Consider the following 15,486-nt stretch of genomic DNA (forward strand, 5'->3'; position numbering starts at 1 on the left):
GGGAGGTGCGCGATGATCCGGGCTTCGTGCCATACCGCCGACAATGCACTCGCTCTCGAGTTCGACGCGACACCGTGGTTTTGCGAGGCCGATCCGCAGAGCATCCTGCACCTTGCCGGGCAGGACTGGTCCAGCGTCTGGGTCGCCGATGCTCTTAAGGCGCGGCCCGGCTACGCGGGCCTTCATCGGCTCATCGACTATGCGGCCACCCGGCTTAAGGAGGAGTCACTCGAGGACCCCACCTGGGCCGCGATCGAGTGTGTCGTCAGCCAGCCTGATGCCACCCAGTGGCTTAGGGAGAACAGGCCCGAGATCGCATTGATGCTTCAGCGCCAGCAAACGGGGTCGCAGGCGAGTTAAGTGATAGCCGGCATGCGGCCTCACTCTTAACCCTAGCAGGGAGATCCATCGATGCATCCCTTGGGAGCCTTGGAGCTCGACATCCAGCCCGGAACACCGGACAACCCGGCAATCGTGAAGATTGCCCTCCTCCGCTACAGCCGGGGCGCGGATGGACGCCTGTTTATCACGCCCGAGTGCACGTCCTTCGAGGAGATCCAAGGGCAGATCAACTCCCTTCAGGACGAACTGGACGAGATCCGCGAGCGAGCCCAGCGCGCATTCCAAGTGACCTGAAGCCAACAACTTGGGACCTTGTACCCCCTTGGAGCGGCGGAGTTACCCCTTCGGGCGAGAGCCTGGATCAGGTAGGCAACGTACACTCACCGAAAGACTTCGGAGGGGAGGCTACCAGATGAGGGTTGTCCTTTCTGCTTGCACCAACAAGACGTTCTCGTGTGGCCCCATGCCGTTGGCGCACCTAAACCCCAGGCCACTGATCGCGGTAAATGATAACAACGCTGTGTTCAGTCCCCCAAAACGCTGCCTCCCCTTTCACGGCAAAAGAGCAGCCTATAGGCGAGCCGAGTTCATCATCGCCGTGCTTGCCGTTGTTGCTGGCATCATCGCGCTGCCTCTGCTTCAGGGCCTTGCCGTTCCCGTCATGACGGCCAGTGAGGAGAGGCCCAAGGTTCTCCGCGGCAGCCCAATCGCCCCTACCCTTCTGCAGCCACAGGGGAACGGGTGAGATGATTACCAGGAGCGACTTGCGCGCACTGTGAAGCAATTGCCTTGATGTCTGAGGCAGGTACCAGACTTGTGCGCGCTTCGGCATGGAAAGAGCCCCGTCGGGATTGGGCTGAACGGGGCTCAAGTCTACGGAGGCTGGTACAAAGAGAGCACAGGGGCTGTGGAACGCCTCCGCCATAGGATAACTCTCAGGCGTCGGGAATGTTGCGCTACAATGCCGGAACAAGGTGGCAATGGTGCACGATCAGGAGGGGCATGTGGGCGAGTGGAAGACGGTCTACGAAGATGAGGTCGAGGAGCGCTGGGTCACGCTCAAAGTCTACGAGAGTGAAGATGCCGAGGATGAGGATTACAGCCCGGTTGTGCGCGTCACGATAGCGCCCATCGACGACGAGGCGAATGAACCGGAGCAGATCGGCGACGAGTCGAAGCATATTTCAAAGGTAGCTGCAGAGGACAACTCGATCACTCTTGATCCTGATGCGGTTGAGGATCTCGAAGAGGAGTTGATCGAGATCGGCTTCAGTCCTGAGGCGGTCCGGTGGATCCTCAGCAAGATCCCTGATTGAGGGGCTCGGCAAGCGTAAACGAGGCGTAAATTCTCCCGATCCGTTCCATGCTCACTCCGCATGGCAGGGGCGAGATCTTTCAGGTTTGTCGTGTGCCAGCCGCGCTGTAGATGATCCCTCCTCCGCCACCGCCTCCCGGTGGCGGGTTTCCTCCCTGAACTCGGCCACCCCAAACGGTGGCCCTTTTTTCTCGCTGTCCGTGCGCGGCGCCTATGCGTGTGGGCTGGCTCATCATTGAGGTTGCGTCATGTTTTTATCAGTTGTTCTGGCAAGCCTGCGTCGCTGGCTGCGTGCCCGTGAAACCGCACGGCCGTTGCATGCTCTCTCTGACCGTGAGTTGTCCGACATCGGCATCGCCAGGCACGACATCGCGCAGGTGGCACGCCAGAGCCGCTGAAGCCTGCCCTGAAGTCGCTGCGATCGATGAGATTGGGTGAGGGGTAAGGACGGCAGTGCATCCGTGCCTGTCCTTACCCCTCGGGCCAAGCGGCCACGGGGCTCACCTAAAGCGGCTCGATGACGTCCATCTGACGGCGTTGCGATTGATCTCCCTGCGTCACATCCATAGATCCGCGGCCTATCTTCCGAAATCTGTTGTCCAAGGACCATGGACGTCTGGCGGGATGTCCTTGCCGGACAACTTCACCTGACTGAGGGTTATCGATCTATTCTGGCGCACACGGATAGGATCTCTCGTTCCACCCTACGAATACCGTGCTGTCGATGTCCACCGATTGTTCACCTGGGTCGGACAGCATGAGTGTGTCGGGCGCGTTGCGTACCAGCCCGAACAGATGCGGAGCTCCACGCTCCGCTGAGCGCCCTGGGGTGAGGTTATCCTGACAGCACCTCAGCCGGGGCGCTTGCCGTTTGGTACGGACCATGTCCGACGCCGTTGTGCTGGCCCAGAGGAGATCGCCGTGGCCTGCTACTACTTTGACATTCAGAATGGTGCACAGAGCGTCCGTGATGACGAAGGCGCCGAGTTCGACAGCCTCGACGCTTCGGTGCATGCAGCCACCCGTTCGGCGGCCGAGATCGGAACAGGCCGGCTGGCGAAGGGCGATTCCCGCGATGTTGTCATCGAGGTTCGAGATGAGCGCGGCCAGCGGGTCTGCACCGTCAGAGCATCGATGGAGATCGAGTGGCACGTCCCACGCTCTCAGGGTCCGCATCCATGGAGCGCATAAGTGCAGGAGGCAGCATGGCCAAAAAGAACCCGGCACAGGGCCGGGCTCTCTACGTCTGCTCATCAACGCTGACGCCCATAGTGCCGTTCCAGAGCTGTCGCTCTGGAGGAATGGCTCTCTACAGTTGATTGCGGCCGCGACTGCGGGAAAAGTACCAGATGGCTGCGGCGACGATGACGACCAGCAGGATGATCCACCAGTAGTCCGCAATTCCACCCCCAGTGGCTGTGGTGCCTCCGGCCGGAGGAGCGCCAGGCGTAGCGGGCGGAGGAGTCTGGGCCCAGGCAGACGAAATCGCCAGAAAGAGAAAGCCCATCAGTGCTGTGAGTGTGCGCATGGCTTTGCCTCCGTTCGAGGGTGCCCAGCGTTGATGGGCTACGGAACTGCTAAGCTAGGCTTACGAATGAACGTTCCTCGCGGGGGCATGTTCCTATGCAAGCCCGACGTCTGCCCGTAAGCTTCAATCCAACATGACGAATACTGGAGCAGTTGGGATGGTGTTGAAGCGGCAGATGCTCGCGATCCAGGATGTCTATGTGCCGGTGAAGCGGCGCCAAACTCTTGATCCGCAGAAGGTTGACGCCCTGGCGGAAAGCATCCTGATCAAGGGGCAGGAAGCCCCCGTTCTCGTGCGGCCAGACGGCACCGGCTTTGTTCTGGTAGAGGGGCTGCATCGGCTGGAAGCCTGCAGGGCACTCGGCGAGACAACGGTCCCAGCCTATCTGGTTCAGGCTCGCAAGCATTGATCTGCGCCGAGGGTGTTGCTGGAGTCAGATCGGAAACCAGACGCGGGATGGTGGAGGACCCAGACGTGGGAAGCGGGAACGGCCCCAAAAAGCTTTTGTGAAACGGTGGGCGGCTGAACTAAGTATCGGGTGTCTTCAGCGCGTGAGTGACGACAATCGCCACGTTGATGCCGGCGCGTCGTCGTTCTGCCGCTCGTGCGAACGTGGCCGAGAGCGCCTCCTCTTCGGTTGGGAAGATGGCAAACGTCTCTCCATCGTGCGACACCGACCACAGACCTTTCCTGGTTCGTGTGACCACAAAGCGCTCCATGCCCGTGGCTCCCTACTGTGACCCACACTCAAGCTTAAGCGTCGGACCGTGCCGTCACATTAGGCCTAAAGGAGTAGACCAGCACCAAGAGGTGGAACCGCTCCGCAGAAGCCTCGCTTAGATTATTGAGCTCCGTCGTGCTGCAGGATTGTTCAAGCGTGAGGTCATCGATGCCGCTTAGCCAAAACCCCGTCGTGGAATGGCCAACAGAGGGCCGTCATCTGCTTCAAGGTTTGCAGATCACAACCGGTCCTAACGGCACGCGCTTTGGCCACCTCGACCTCGACGTAGACGCGGAAACCCTGTTCTTGCTCAACGACTTCGAAGCCCGGGTTCGGCACCGCCAGGTTCGGCTCAGATTGGCAGACGATGCTGCATGCCTCGTGGGCGAGATGAACGTTTTGGTTGGCCTCGGGGCAGCGGCTGATGCGACCGGGCATATTGGCCGGATCCGTATCAGCTTCCACGACCTGCGGGATGACAGTTGTGTTGATCCAGTCTCTCAGGGGTGAGCGGTACGGCAATGCCTACTGGCCTGCATACCACATAGCAGGATCAGGACATTTTAACTTTGCGACTACACATGATTTTCGTTGAACATTTTTCATGGAACCAGCTGTACGATCTGTCCTCATGTCAACGACGTCATCCACGTACCGCCTTAGGGAGTTTGCCGCCGTGACCACCAGCAAGCCCAAGGCCGTGACAGTTCCTTCCAGCGTCACGATCTCTAAGGGAACGGTGTTGCCTGAGACGGTTGAAATCACGCCCTTCCTGTCTGATGTCGGTGTGACCGAGTACCGGTACGCTGTTGTGGGGAACCAGACTGTGCTGGTTGAGCCCAGCAGCCGCAGTATCATTGAGAGGATCGACTAACCGGTGCTTAAGGCAACGTGCGCAGCAATGCACCGTTGACCTGGAACTTCATCTGACCTCTGCTTGGCCTCGGCGCGATCCGTCGGGGCCATTTTGTCAGGCTGTCCGGAGCCGGATGAGAGGGTGCTTGATCGCGGAGCGCAGATCATCCGATACTGCTGGGCATGGGATTGTGTTGAGCTTGCGAGAGCTTCTCATCGGACCCGGAGGATGGAAGTGGACGCCAACCTCGGCACCAATCGCGATCTTCAACTCAGCCGCCTCAGGCACTCATAGGTGCTCGACCGTGCTGCGGCAGGCGCTGAGAGGCCCACATGGCTGCTTGGGTGCGATTGGATGCGCCGATCTTGCGCAGGATGGCTTTGACGTGGACCTTGATGGTCGCCTCAGTGATGTCGAGCCTGCGAGCGATGACCTTGTTGGGCTCTCCCTTCGTCAAGCAGCCCAGGATTTCCGCCTCACGCATCGAGAGCTTGCAGTCTTTCAGATCAGAAAGCTTCGGCTCTGTCGTGCTGTCCTGAAGTGGCTGGCTGTGCTTCCGGGGTGCCGCATCGATCAGTGAGCGCAGAACCTCGAAGGGCAGAACACTCTCGCCCAGCATGACCAGTTCCAGGGACTTGATTAGAACCTCAGGGCCACCGGCGGTGAGACAGAAACCGCTCACGCCAGCCTCATGGGCCGTCCGCACAAAGCTGAGGTCGAACTGATCCGCCAGAGCCACGATCCGGGTCTCGGGCGACCGCTCCCTCACCTGCCTGACCACCTCCAGCACCCGACGGGTGTTCTGGCTGGCCTCGATGATCACCAGGGCCGTGTTGACGGCACAATACTGGAGCCGCTTTGGACCCGTGACGGACGCTGCCTCAGCAATCGCAAACGGCGTGTCGCGCAGGCTGTGCTGAAGTGCGGAGCGGAAAAGGGCGCTGTCGCAGATCAGAGCGGTTGAAATCGTTGGAATGGAACTGCCGGACAGAAGGTCAGGGTCCGATGAGCAATCATGTACAAGCGTGAGCGTTTGCGTAGTCATCTGTGCCCCTTGTCCAGGAATTCCCGTTAAGAAAAAGTAAACAGCTGGTAGGATGTTTGTCTGTCGTAAATCCGACAAAGCAAGGTTAGACAAACGTCCTAAGCCTCACCTTTGATCACGATGGTATGGTCAAGCTTACCTGTAAGTCATATCGATGGCTAAGCTTGGTTAACACCACTGGAACACGGTGATCAGAGTGTTCCTCCGGTTCTAAAAAGCCGCCGAGATGGCGCCGACTACAGGTCGGTTCTCCGCGCCCGGAGGATCTCGGCCATGAGCCGACCCGTGAGAACCGGTTTCCGAAGCGCCACGAGCTCGGGATGTCGCGCCCTGACCTTCTCCGGCAGCTCGTCACCGCTGTAAACGATGGTGGGGGCCCGGCCGGCGTGGAGCGCTTCCAGGATCGGCGTGACGTCGCCGCCAGGCAGATGAAGATCCAGCACCGCGGCGTCGAAGGTGAGCCGCCTGATCAGCTCGCGGGCCTCGCTCACGCTGCGGGCCACGCCCACAACCTCACCCCCGGCATTCTCCATCACGTCGGACAAACTCGCGGCCACCAAGGCCTCGTCCTCGACGATCAGGACCTGGATGCCGCTGAGCATGATGAGGCCTCTTGCGATGTCGCACTGGTCAACAACGGCTGCGCCTGGTTGCACGCCTGAGAGCCAAGGGAACCCTTTCTCAGGTGGGCGCGTCAGATAGCATGGTAAGCGGTAACGGCAAGGCCGACCTGCGACGGGTATTCAGGCCGCTTGAACAGGAGGTGCCCTGCAAGGTCATGATCATGCCTTCAGAAGAAGGACGCACGCTCTCCGGAGCCTCCGGCCCCCGGCCAGATCACCGGGCCAACCGGTTCCTCGCCGCGCTGGAGGCCGAGGACTTCGCTCGGCTTGAACCGCACCTCGAGGCCGTGATCCTGCCACGCAGCACTGTGCTGTACGAGGTGGGCGATCCGATCTGCTACACCTACTTCCCGCATGACGCCATCGTGTCCCTCGTCGATGTGATGGCGGACGGCCGTCTGGCCGAAGTGGCGATGTTCGGGCGCGAGGGCTTGTTCGGCCTGCTCAGCGCCTTTGTCAGCCGCGAGGCCTTCGGGTGCTATGTGGTGCAGATCCCCGGCAGCGCCTCCCGGGTTCAGCTGGACCACATGCATGCGGCCATCCAGGCCCGCCCGGCGCTGCAACGGCAGGTGCTGGCGTACAACGAGGCCCTGCTCGCCCAAGCGTATCACACCGTGGCCTGCAATGCGGTGCATCCGGTCGAGGCTCGGTGCTGCCGCTGGCTTCTGAGCACCCATGACCGCCTGGATCAGGACGCCCTGCCGCTGACCCATGAGTTCCTGGCCGAGATGCTCGGCGTGCAGCGCTCCACCGTCAGCACCGTCCTGCGCGGCCTGCAAACATCAGGCCTGATCGAGCAGCGCCGCGGCGGCATCGCGGTGATCGACCGCGCCGCGTGTGAGTGCTACCGCAAGATCCACTTCCGCTTCGACAAGCTGCTGCCGGCCACCTTTGCCGATGCTGCTCGCCCCGGCGAGACACAACCGGCCCAGCGCTCCCGCCGGCCACCTCCCCGCTCAAGCTGCGCCGCTGACTTTGTTGAGTTTGCCTGGAGGCTGGGTGCCAATGTGGTCCTGCTGATCTATCTGCCTGCTCGATAGATCGCTTCCGTCGGAAGCGAGTGGCCCGGATCATGGCAAAGCCTGCGAGCCGATTAGATCATCGTGCCAACCAGCTTCTGGCGGCGCTGGCGCCTGAAGACTTCGCCGCCCTTGGGCCACATCTCGAGACGGTCAGGCTGTTGAAGGGGATGATCGTCTACGAGACCGGCGACCAGATGCCCCATGTCTACTTCCCCCAGGATGCGGTGGTCTCGCTCCTCACCATTCTGGCCGATGGCAAAACCGTCTAGATGACGGTGTTTGGACACGTGGCCCTGTTCGGCCTCGCCAGTGCGCTGGCGACCCGTCGCTCGCTCGGGCGCTATGTGGTCCAGGTCAGCGGCACCGCCTCGCGCCTCGACACGGAGGTCCTGCGTCAGGTGTTCGAGGCCCGGCCGGCGGTGCGGGGGCTCTGCCTGCAGTTCATCGAGGCAATGCTGGCACAGGCCCTGCAGGCGATGGCGTGCAACACCGTGCACAGCGTCGAGGCGCGCTGCTGCCGTTGGTTGCTTACCCTGCACGACCGGATCGGCCAGGATGCCCTGCCGCTCACCCATGATCACCTGTCCCAGATGCTGGGCGTGCAGCGTTCCACCGTCAGCTTGGTCACTGGCGCATTGCAGACCTCCGGGCTGATCGAGCAGGGGCGCGGCGTCATCACGATCACGGATCGGCCGGGCCTCGAGCAGGCGGTCTGCGGCTGCTATGGCATCATGCGCCAGCGAACCGAGCAGATCCTGCGGTCCCCTCAGCCCCCGTGATCGGCAACTGGGCCTGCCGCCCGCGAGACGCGTGTCAAGCGAACCGAAGAATTGACCTCTTGGGCGAATTGAGGATTTGACCCCCTCTCATTGCTTTGCATTTACCTCAGCTTCGAGTGCCGATCCGGCCTTCTGCAGCAGGCCGGATCGGCGCTTTTCGCGCAGCCGATAGCTGTCGCCGCGGATGGTGATCACCGTCGAATGATGAAGCAGGCGATCCAAAATCGCCGTCGCCACCATGGCGTCCCCAAAAACCGATCCCCATTCGCCCACGGAGCGATTGGAGGTAATCAGGATTGAGCCGCGCTCGTAGCGACGGGACACCAGCTGGAAGAACAGGTCGCGCTCGCCGACGATTAGCCGGTAGGCGTCGTTGACCAGGGCATAGACGTGGTCCGGCCCGCGTAGCACCGCCATGTGGCCGGGCGCCTGCTGGAACAGGGCGCGCAGGGCGGTCAGCTCAGCTTGGAGAGCATAACGGGAGCTCCTGTTCTGTTGGGCAAAGAAGGACTAGGGAGCCGCAGATAATCGTGCTGTCGACCTATGTCAGCGCAGCGAGTCGGCACATGCTGGTGCCTTCATGAACATGCAGCCGTCCTTGGCCAGTCTTAGGTCTAGGACGGTCCTTTCCGTTGTACGGCTGACGTCTTGTTGTGACCTGTGCGAACTCTCTCTCCCGGTGCTCGCCTGTTTTGTCGAACAGATTCTGAACCGGAGCCATACCTATCGGCTTGAAGGATCGCTGAGTTAGCCGTGAGTGCTCTGGCACAGACCCAGGATCGGAGCGCTGTCCATCTTCGCGACAATAGTCTGGTATGGTCAAACCCTGCCGTACAGCATGGCTGTTTAATGGTCGGCTTTGCGGCCGAATGCGGACGTGCGGCTCACTTCTGCTTCTCGTGTGTTTGCAGGCATTAGGGCTAAGCCGGCAACTTTGACGATCAGCGGCGATGATGTGCGAGAGCGCAGCAGGCAGGAAGCCCAGGATCCGACATGACCTGCAGCTGCTTCGCGTTTGTGCAGCGAGCCCCAGCTGGTAGTCCTCCCTACCGGCGTTCAGGTCGGGCATCTCGATTCCAGAATGCGATGCTGGAGAACATCGCATGCACCCTAGTGGAAGGCTTGGTGCTCAACCTCCTACCAGAGAGCTTCTCGGTCCAACGTTGACAATCAATGGGATGATCTACCCAGTCCTTGTCCAAAGGCGAGGTGATGGGGTCCTTGGGCTGGCAGCTGAAAGCAGTGATTAACCCTGTCGAACGAGCCCAGACAGACGGTTTGTGGATAAGGGCGGGGAAAAGCGAACGCATCCCTTTGAGGTAAGCAAAATCGTCAAAAGTTCCGGGCTTGGGAGTCCAATTTTTCGTTGCATCAGAAAGGTTTGATTCAGGATCTAGGGCTCAAAACCCGCGCCTGTTTTTGCGTACCCAGGTGCTTTCGTGCCCCCATCGAAGCTTCATATTCTCTTCACGATCATCGCCTTGATCACACTCGGGAAGGCTCCCGTCGTTGCCCCTGTCAGAAACCCTGATACTCAAATGGCCATAAGGATGTCCGTTACGCGTGACCCGGATGCCTAAGGCTTCTGACCACCGTGCTCTCGTCCTTTGAGGCATCCAGGGAAAAAGCCACGGTTGAACGGCCAAGGTTGCTAGTGCGGTGATGCCCCACAATCGCTGACGCCCTGGCTGAAGGTTCAAGAGCGGATGGCTGCGCTTGGCGCATGCCAGCTCAGCCTTCGGCCAGGTAACACACGCCCGTTCGGCGCACCATCTCAAGTGAGACGCGATCATTCCTCCCGTTCGCGTCGTTCCCTCTGGAAGGACGTATGTCCCACCTTCGGGCCGCTGATCCATCGGCGGCCTTTTTTCTTCGTCCGGCGCGACATCGGTAGCCAGCCTATCCGCTTTACCCCTTCTTAACCCTGCTTCAAACCGGATCCCGCTGACGCGGAGCTTCTAGCCGCTGGAGCGGTTTTCCTATCGTCAGGCTCCACGAGGATGATTAAATGATCGGGAAAGCTCTCTGCCTTACCGTCCTGCTGCTACCACTCGCACGGCAGCCCTCTGAAGCCGCCAGCTTCGACTGCTCAAAGGCTGTAGCGGCGGACGAGAAAGCCATCTGTTCTGATCACCAGCTGAACGATGCGGACGTCGAGATGGCGGTCCTCTATACCCAGTTAAAACCATTGCTTGGGATGGGCGCCCACGGTGACATGGAGGATGAGCAGGCCGTCTGGCTCAAGCGACGCGCCGGCTGCGGCACGGATAACGACTGCCTCATGAAGGCCTATGAAGAGCGTGTCCAGCAGCTCCGACGCGGCTTTGAGGCGCTCGCCAAGCGGGGGCCCTCCTAGCCTCTCCGCTGTACGGCCCATCACCGTCTCGTCACAATAGATCGGCAGGATACTCTCCGCTCATGCTGGGGAGATGATCAATGGCCACACGACGGTTTACTGAGGAGGAGATCACAGCCCGAGCACGTCAGCTCGCTAATAATCAAGGACCAGGTTGGGACGCTATCACGGCTGAGGAGCAAGTCGGAAAGGACACGGCCGAACTGAGGTACTGGAGAGATCGCGCTCTGAAGGAACTTGAGGCTGAGCAGCCGACGGTTTTGGAGGTTGAAGCCAGCACACCTAAGACGGTGGGATTGGATTAGGCTAGCTTTGACCAAGTGGTCTGAGCATCCCGACAATGTGAAGCTTGCTGAGACGGACGCGATACTTGCATCCGAGACGCCAGTGATTGCGCTTCCCTGTCACGTGTCGAACCCGCCAGCTGCCTCTCTTGGAGCGGGGATGCAGTTGATGCGGATGAAGATGAGGGAGATACAGCCGCTTATCGTGACTTGAGGTTTGTGTCCAGAAATGGCGACTTCTGGATTGGGAGCGGAAGTACGGCTTTCGTCTGCCTCGTGCCATAAGCTGACCAATCGCCGTGCTTAGCCTCGCACCAAGTAGATGCTACGCGCCCCTCACGATGTTAGCGCCGTAGATACCTTGAATGCTAGCGGTATTCTGCACGAAACATAAATCTATAGTCCTGTCGCCGATCGGGATCTGCCACTGACCCTTCGAAGCGGCCGACGTTGCGCGGCTATGAAGTGCAAGTACTTCGAAGGACCCTGCCATTCTCCGGGGCTTGATGAGCTGCTGGGACTAAGCCACACGATTATCTAGACTTCGACGGCATTTCGGCGTTCGAGCTCAATAAGGAGGCCGCTGTGATCGAGATCGCCCGCATTCTCGATGAGGCCCCGGAAGAGGTCCGCCGTCAACGCGGTGTAAGGCAGAGCGTCAAGCTCGATCCGCGCCGCAGCATCCAAAGCATTGTCGAGATCTTTGAGATGCGTGACCGAGCGGCCTTTGGTGACAAAATCGCGCTCGACCATGCGCTGACCGTGAAGTTCGAGAATGCGGCTTTCGGCAAATCCCCCACGAAGAGCCTCACGCACCTTGGCCGGATCGGCGCCGCCCCGCTGGGCCAGCAGAAGTGCCTCGGCAACGGCTCCGATGGTCACGCCGACGATGATCTGGTTAGCCAGTTTCGCGAGCTGCCCTGCTCCGTGCGGTCCCACATGAACAGGCCTGCCCATGACCTTCAGGATCGGCTCGACACGGCCGAAGACCTCGGCCTCGCCGCCAGCCATGATGGCCAATGTCCCCTGCTCCGCTCCAAGTGTGCCACCGGAGACAGGCGCATCGATGTGATGGACGCCCCGCTCCTTGAGATGCTTCGCATGTTCCTGTGCCTCAGCAGGCCTGATGGAGCTCATGTCGACCAGGATAGCACCCGGCCGCAGGGCCTCCGCCACGCCTTGCGAGAAGAGCACGTCCGTGACGATCTTGCCATTCTCCAGCATTAGGATCACAACGTCAGCGTTACTCACGGCCTCGGGCGCGGTATCCACCACACGAGCGTCAGGAGCCGCAAGAGCCTCGGCTTTCTCGCGTGACCGGTTCCAGAGCGTTAACGGATAGCCGGCATCCAGCAATCGTTTCGCCTGGCGCGAGCCCATGAGGCCAATGCCAAGGAACGCCACGTTGACCGACATTGATGGCGACATCGAAAACTCCTTCAAGGTGGCCCACACGGATACAGAGCGGACCATCTGAATATCGGATTCAGGCGACCGCGGACGAGGTCTTCGGCTTCAGCAGGCGGCCGAGCGTGCTGCTCAGCAGCGGTCCGAAGGCAAGAGCCAATCCGATCAGCATCAGCGTCGCGACGAGACCGTTGGACCAAAAGATCGAGAGCGATCCTCGGGACATGATCATGGATTGGCGGAAAGCATCCTCTGCCTTGTCGCCGAGTACCATCGCTAGAACAAGCGGCGCAATCGGATAATCCAGTTTCTTGAACAGATACCCCACACCACCGAAGGCCAAGGCCAGCCAAAGATCGAACGGACGGCCAGCGACCGTGTAGGCGCCGATGAAGCATACGACCACGATCACGGGTCCGATGATGGCGAAAGGAATACGCAGGATCGAGGCGAAGAGCGGAATGGTGGCGAGCACCATAAGCACGGCCACGATATTGCCGAGATACATGCTGGCGATCAGGCCCCAGACGAAGTCTGGCCGTTCGACGAACAGCATCGGTCCCGGATTAAGCCCCCAGATCATCAGGCCGCCCATCATCACGGCAGCAGTTGCAGATCCGGGAACACCGAGGGCGAGCATGGGCAAGATAGCGCTGCTTCCGGCGGCGTGATCTGCCGTCTCCGGAGCAACGACCCCTTCGGGCTCGCCTCGTCCAAAACCTTCCTTGCGACGGGAGAGGCGTTTGGCGAGACCATAGCTCATGAAGGAGGCTGCGGTGGGACCACCTGGGGTGATGCCCATCCAGCACCCCACGGCACTGCTTCGCAGGAGCGTCACCCAGTAGCGCGGCAGGGTCGCGACGGTCTTGAAGACGTCACGGATCTTGACCCGAGCGCGGATGCCGTCGAAGCGCAGCCCTTCCTCCATGGTGAGCATGAGCTCGCCTATGCCGAACAGGCCGATCACCGCGATGAGGAAGCTGATGCCGGATAATAGCTCATTGAACCCGTAGGTCAGTCGCAGGCCGCCCGAGACCGTATCCATGCCGACCGCCGCGAAAGCAAATCCGAGGCCCATCGAGACGATGGTCTTGAATGGCGATGCGGCGCCAAGTCCGATGAAGCTGGCGAAGGCCAGGAAATAGACGGCGAAATATTCCGGCGAACTGAACCGGAGGGCGAACTTCGCCACCCAAGTCGACAGCACCGTGATCAGGATCACGCCGACCAAAGCGCCAAAACCGGCCGACAGGAATGCGAGGGTCAGCGCCTGTGTCGCCTGTCCCTGCCGGGCCATGGGGTATCCGTCGAACGTTGTCGCAACGGATGATGGCTCGCCTGGAATGTTGAAGAGGATCGAGGTTGTCGATCCGCCAAAGAGCGCTCCCCAATACATGCTGGTGAGAAGGATGATCGCAGCGACCGGATCCATCGTAAAGGTCAGCGGCAGCAGCAGCGAAACGCCATTGGGAGCCCCGAGGCCCGGCAGAACGCCGACGAGAATGCCCAGAAGCACGCCGATCATCATCAGCATGACGTGGTAGGTTGTCAGCGCGACGCCAAAACCGTGAAGGAGTGATGCGAAATTTTCCACGACCTGTCTCCGTCGGGATTGCCGGCTAGTAGAGGCCCAGAGCGGCTTCGAGCGGACCCTTCAGGAGAGGAACCTGGAATGCCACTTCGAGAACGAAGTAAAAAATGACAGCGGCAGCGATGCCCGAAGCGATGGATATGACGAGCCGATATTTGCCTTGCACCGACATGACGAATGCGAGATAGAGCGCCGTCGCCACATATAGACCGAGAAGACGCGCCACCACCACGAAGGCGAGTATCGGCAGGAAGAACGAGGCCACACGCTTGGCCTCTTCCTTATGAAGGAAGACTGAGTGCAATCCATGTCGACCGACGGTCGCCTGGATCAGAGTTCCGATACTGGCGCCAACGACCAGCAGGCCGATATAGAATGGAAAAGCTCCTGGCTCTGGTCCTGCGTCGCCCCAACCAATCCCGAATTCCAGAGCACCGACCACAGCAGCAAGCCCCAAGCCTGTCGTGAGAGTCGCAGTTCCGATCTCAGCCGTGTAACGAGAAATCATGGCGTCCGTCCCGGTCTGATGAATGCCGCATGGAAGAGAGGCTGACGGAGAGAAGCCCGTCAGCCTTGGAGTCGCGCCAATTAGCGGGCAATCCAGCCTTCTTGTTCAAAGACCTTGCGGTTCTTGGCGTCGTCCGAGGCGATGAAGGTCTTCAGGTCCTGACCGGCCAGAAACCGATCAGTTTGAGATGTGCGCTCGATGTATTCCTTCCACTCGGGCGTCTCGCTCACTTTCTTTAGAACATTGGCATAGAAAGCGACAGCGTCTGCAGGAACGCCACCCGGCAGCCACACGGTGCGGGGCATCTGGAATTGGTCGATCGGAATACCGGCTTCCTTGCAGGTCGGGATGTCTGACCAGCCCATTGTGGCCGTTACCTTGACCCCACCTTGCAGACGCGTCGGGCTGAACACGCAGAGCGGGGTGATCGCTCCGGCCTTCCACTGGCCCGCATTCTCGTTCGGGTTGTTGGTGTTCGAGTCGATATGCCCGCCCGCGAGCTGCACACCGGCGGCACCGCCGCCCTGGAAAGGAACGTAGATGAACTTGGCACCCGTCGCATCCTGGATCAGGCTGGTGAGGGTCTGATCCGTATCCTTGGACTGGCTGCCGCCCATCTTGAAGGTATCGGGCTTTGCCTTGACCGCCTCGATATAGCTCTTGGCGTCCTTATAAGGAGTGTCGGCTTTGACCCAGAGCAGGAACTCGTCGAGGGCCATGGCCGCCACAGGGGTCAGCTCATCGGGCTTGTAGGCGAGCTTCGCCACATAAGGCAGGAGATAGGCGTTGTTCGTGCCGAAGGTGAGTTTGTGGCTGTCGCCGGCTGCGACCTTCGTATAGATGAATCCTTCAGCGCCGCTGCCGCCACCCTTGTTCGTAACGACGATGGGCTGTTCCATCAGCTTGTGCTTGGCAATGATCGACTGGACGACGCGGGCGAAGTTGTCCGTGCCGCCGCCAGGGGACGACGTGACGATGAATTCAACGGGCTTCGCCGGCTTCCAATCCGCCTGCGCCACGCCGCCGAATGTCACCGCGATGGTGGTGGCGAGCAACCATGAAGTTTTCTTAAGCATCGTTCTTCCTCCCTGTGGTGTTTCCAGCCGATA

The 15,486-nt window shown here is 60.3% G+C and carries 20 protein-coding genes and 1 pseudogene; 11 read left to right on the forward strand and 10 right to left on the reverse strand.

The genetic code is table 11. The annotated features are described in order from the left end of the window. The first annotated feature begins 12 nt into the window (after window positions 1-12). The 5 genes from FHR70_RS21660 to FHR70_RS21680 all read left to right on the forward strand — a co-directional run bounded on the left by FHR70_RS21660 (window position 13) and on the right by FHR70_RS21680 (window position 2,848). A complete protein-coding gene (locus tag FHR70_RS21660) occupies window positions 13-360 on the forward strand; it encodes a hypothetical protein (protein WP_183454130.1) in 348 nt (115 codons plus the stop codon). A gap of 51 nt (window positions 361-411) precedes the next feature. Next, the gene (locus tag FHR70_RS21665) at window positions 412-636 is read left to right on the forward strand and encodes a hypothetical protein (RefSeq protein ID WP_183454131.1); all 225 of its coding nucleotides are present in this window, start codon (window positions 412-414) and stop codon (window positions 634-636) included. Window positions 637-1,322: 686 nt separating this feature from the next. Continuing rightward, window positions 1,323-1,658 carry a hypothetical protein gene (locus tag FHR70_RS21670; RefSeq protein ID WP_183454133.1) on the forward strand — a complete coding sequence of 112 codons (336 nt, stop codon included), beginning with the start codon at window positions 1,323-1,325 and terminating at the stop codon, window positions 1,656-1,658. Between the two features lie 247 nt (window positions 1,659-1,905). Further along, a complete protein-coding gene (locus FHR70_RS21675; protein WP_183454135.1) occupies window positions 1,906-2,055 on the forward strand; it encodes a DUF1127 domain-containing protein in 150 nt (49 codons plus the stop codon). 523 nt (window positions 2,056-2,578) lie between these two features. Continuing rightward, window positions 2,579-2,848, forward strand: coding sequence for a DUF6894 family protein (locus tag FHR70_RS21680; RefSeq protein WP_183454137.1), 270 nt, complete (start codon window positions 2,579-2,581; stop codon window positions 2,846-2,848). Window positions 2,849-2,966: 118 nt separating this feature from the next. Here FHR70_RS21680 and FHR70_RS21685 read toward each other — a convergent pair whose 3' ends face one another. Beyond that, window positions 2,967-3,185 carry a hypothetical protein gene (locus tag FHR70_RS21685; protein WP_183454140.1) on the reverse strand — a complete coding sequence of 73 codons (219 nt, stop codon included), beginning with the start codon at window positions 3,183-3,185 and terminating at the stop codon, window positions 2,967-2,969. A gap of 157 nt (window positions 3,186-3,342) precedes the next feature. Between FHR70_RS21685 and FHR70_RS21690 the strand changes: the two genes are divergently transcribed. Further along, window positions 3,343-3,594 carry a ParB N-terminal domain-containing protein gene (locus FHR70_RS21690; protein WP_183454142.1) on the forward strand — a complete coding sequence of 84 codons (252 nt, stop codon included), beginning with the start codon at window positions 3,343-3,345 and terminating at the stop codon, window positions 3,592-3,594. 118 nt (window positions 3,595-3,712) lie between these two features. Here FHR70_RS21690 and FHR70_RS21695 read toward each other — a convergent pair whose 3' ends face one another. Then, window positions 3,713-3,904: a hypothetical protein gene (locus FHR70_RS21695; RefSeq protein ID WP_183454144.1), complete on the reverse strand. Its 192-nt coding sequence runs from the start codon at window positions 3,902-3,904 to the stop codon at window positions 3,713-3,715. A gap of 164 nt (window positions 3,905-4,068) precedes the next feature. Further along, entirely contained in the window at window positions 4,069-4,344 is a 276-nt protein-coding gene (locus FHR70_RS21700; RefSeq protein WP_183454146.1) for a hypothetical protein, read from the reverse strand. A gap of 238 nt (window positions 4,345-4,582) precedes the next feature. On the opposite strand from FHR70_RS21700, the gene FHR70_RS21705 reads away from it, so the two are divergent. Further along, entirely contained in the window at window positions 4,583-4,780 is a 198-nt protein-coding gene (locus tag FHR70_RS21705; protein WP_183454148.1) for a DUF1236 domain-containing protein, read from the forward strand. Between the two features lie 262 nt (window positions 4,781-5,042). Here the strand turns inward: FHR70_RS21705 and FHR70_RS21710 are convergent, their stop codons facing one another. Continuing rightward, window positions 5,043-5,807 carry a LuxR C-terminal-related transcriptional regulator gene (locus tag FHR70_RS21710; protein WP_183454150.1) on the reverse strand — a complete coding sequence of 255 codons (765 nt, stop codon included), beginning with the start codon at window positions 5,805-5,807 and terminating at the stop codon, window positions 5,043-5,045. A gap of 236 nt (window positions 5,808-6,043) precedes the next feature. Further along, a complete protein-coding gene (locus FHR70_RS21715; RefSeq protein ID WP_183454151.1) occupies window positions 6,044-6,409 on the reverse strand; it encodes a response regulator in 366 nt (121 codons plus the stop codon). A 176-nt stretch (window positions 6,410-6,585) separates the two neighbouring features. Here FHR70_RS21715 and FHR70_RS21720 point away from each other — a divergent pair, with 176 nt between their 5' ends. Genes FHR70_RS21720 through FHR70_RS21725 form a run of 3 tightly spaced genes read left to right on the forward strand, consistent with a single transcriptional unit; the run spans window position 6,586 to window position 8,231 of the window. Then, window positions 6,586-7,470 carry a Crp/Fnr family transcriptional regulator gene (locus FHR70_RS21720; protein ID WP_246408413.1) on the forward strand — a complete coding sequence of 295 codons (885 nt, stop codon included), beginning with the start codon at window positions 6,586-6,588 and terminating at the stop codon, window positions 7,468-7,470. A 32-nt stretch (window positions 7,471-7,502) separates the two neighbouring features. Next, window positions 7,503-7,721 carry a cyclic nucleotide-binding domain-containing protein gene (locus tag FHR70_RS24220; RefSeq protein ID WP_246408415.1) on the forward strand — a complete coding sequence of 73 codons (219 nt, stop codon included), beginning with the start codon at window positions 7,503-7,505 and terminating at the stop codon, window positions 7,719-7,721. Continuing rightward, on the forward strand, window positions 7,722-8,231 hold the full coding sequence (locus FHR70_RS21725; RefSeq protein ID WP_246408417.1) for a Crp/Fnr family transcriptional regulator: 510 nt from the start codon (window positions 7,722-7,724) through the stop codon (window positions 8,229-8,231). Window positions 8,232-8,318: 87 nt separating this feature from the next. Here the strand turns inward: FHR70_RS21725 and FHR70_RS21730 are convergent. Continuing rightward, window positions 8,319-8,570: pseudogene (locus FHR70_RS21730) on the reverse strand (ATP-binding protein); the annotation flags it as partial. A 1,669-nt stretch (window positions 8,571-10,239) separates the two neighbouring features. Here FHR70_RS21730 and FHR70_RS21735 point away from each other — a divergent pair. Beyond that, a complete protein-coding gene (locus tag FHR70_RS21735; protein WP_183454153.1) occupies window positions 10,240-10,587 on the forward strand; it encodes a lysozyme inhibitor LprI family protein in 348 nt (115 codons plus the stop codon). Window positions 10,588-11,408: 821 nt separating this feature from the next. Here FHR70_RS21735 and FHR70_RS21740 read toward each other — a convergent pair. From FHR70_RS21740 to FHR70_RS21755, 4 genes are all read right to left on the reverse strand, one after another. Beyond that, window positions 11,409-12,344 (reverse strand): NAD(P)-dependent oxidoreductase, encoded by a 936-nt coding sequence (locus FHR70_RS21740; RefSeq protein ID WP_425487891.1) that lies wholly within the window; start codon window positions 12,342-12,344, stop codon window positions 11,409-11,411. A 13-nt stretch (window positions 12,345-12,357) separates the two neighbouring features. Then, the gene (locus FHR70_RS21745) at window positions 12,358-13,872 is read right to left on the reverse strand and encodes a tripartite tricarboxylate transporter permease (protein ID WP_183454157.1); all 1,515 of its coding nucleotides are present in this window, start codon (window positions 13,870-13,872) and stop codon (window positions 12,358-12,360) included. A gap of 25 nt (window positions 13,873-13,897) precedes the next feature. Next, window positions 13,898-14,377, reverse strand: a complete 480-nt coding sequence (locus FHR70_RS21750) for a tripartite tricarboxylate transporter TctB family protein (protein WP_183454159.1) — start codon at window positions 14,375-14,377, stop codon at window positions 13,898-13,900. 80 nt (window positions 14,378-14,457) lie between these two features. Then, window positions 14,458-15,453, reverse strand: coding sequence for a Bug family tripartite tricarboxylate transporter substrate binding protein (locus FHR70_RS21755; RefSeq protein ID WP_183454161.1), 996 nt, complete (start codon window positions 15,451-15,453; stop codon window positions 14,458-14,460). Window positions 15,454-15,486 lie beyond the last annotated feature (33 nt).

The sequence above is a fragment of the Microvirga lupini genome, assembly GCF_014191055.1.
GTDB classification, from domain to species: Bacteria; Pseudomonadota; Alphaproteobacteria; order Rhizobiales; family Beijerinckiaceae; genus Microvirga; species Microvirga lupini_A.

Coding starts and splice junctions, on each gene's coding strand:
- FHR70_RS21660 (WP_183454130.1), top strand. CDS start 13: ATGATCCGGGCTTCGTGCCATACCGCCGACAATGCACTCGCTCTCGAG.
- FHR70_RS21665 (WP_183454131.1), top strand. CDS start 412: ATGCATCCCTTGGGAGCCTTGGAGCTCGACATCCAGCCCGGAACACCG.
- FHR70_RS21670 (WP_183454133.1), top strand. CDS start 1,323: ATGGTGCACGATCAGGAGGGGCATGTGGGCGAGTGGAAGACGGTCTAC.
- FHR70_RS21675 (WP_183454135.1), top strand. CDS start 1,906: ATGTTTTTATCAGTTGTTCTGGCAAGCCTGCGTCGCTGGCTGCGTGCC.
- FHR70_RS21685 (WP_183454140.1), bottom strand. CDS start 3,185: ATGCGCACACTCACAGCACTGATGGGCTTTCTCTTTCTGGCGATTTCG.
- FHR70_RS21690 (WP_183454142.1), top strand. CDS start 3,343: ATGGTGTTGAAGCGGCAGATGCTCGCGATCCAGGATGTCTATGTGCCG.
- FHR70_RS21695 (WP_183454144.1), bottom strand. CDS start 3,904: ATGGAGCGCTTTGTGGTCACACGAACCAGGAAAGGTCTGTGGTCGGTG.
- FHR70_RS21700 (WP_183454146.1), bottom strand. CDS start 4,344: ATGCCCGGTCGCATCAGCCGCTGCCCCGAGGCCAACCAAAACGTTCAT.
- FHR70_RS21710 (WP_183454150.1), bottom strand. CDS start 5,807: ATGACTACGCAAACGCTCACGCTTGTACATGATTGCTCATCGGACCCT.
- FHR70_RS21715 (WP_183454151.1), bottom strand. CDS start 6,409: ATGCTCAGCGGCATCCAGGTCCTGATCGTCGAGGACGAGGCCTTGGTG.
- FHR70_RS21720 (WP_246408413.1), top strand. CDS start 6,586: ATGATCATGCCTTCAGAAGAAGGACGCACGCTCTCCGGAGCCTCCGGC.
- FHR70_RS24220 (WP_246408415.1), top strand. CDS start 7,503: ATGGCAAAGCCTGCGAGCCGATTAGATCATCGTGCCAACCAGCTTCTG.
- FHR70_RS21725 (WP_246408417.1), top strand. CDS start 7,722: ATGACGGTGTTTGGACACGTGGCCCTGTTCGGCCTCGCCAGTGCGCTG.
- FHR70_RS21735 (WP_183454153.1), top strand. CDS start 10,240: ATGATCGGGAAAGCTCTCTGCCTTACCGTCCTGCTGCTACCACTCGCA.
- FHR70_RS21740 (WP_425487891.1), bottom strand. CDS start 12,344: ATGGTCCGCTCTGTATCCGTGTGGGCCACCTTGAAGGAGTTTTCGATG.
- FHR70_RS21750 (WP_183454159.1), bottom strand. CDS start 14,377: ATGATTTCTCGTTACACGGCTGAGATCGGAACTGCGACTCTCACGACA.
- FHR70_RS21755 (WP_183454161.1), bottom strand. CDS start 15,453: ATGCTTAAGAAAACTTCATGGTTGCTCGCCACCACCATCGCGGTGACA.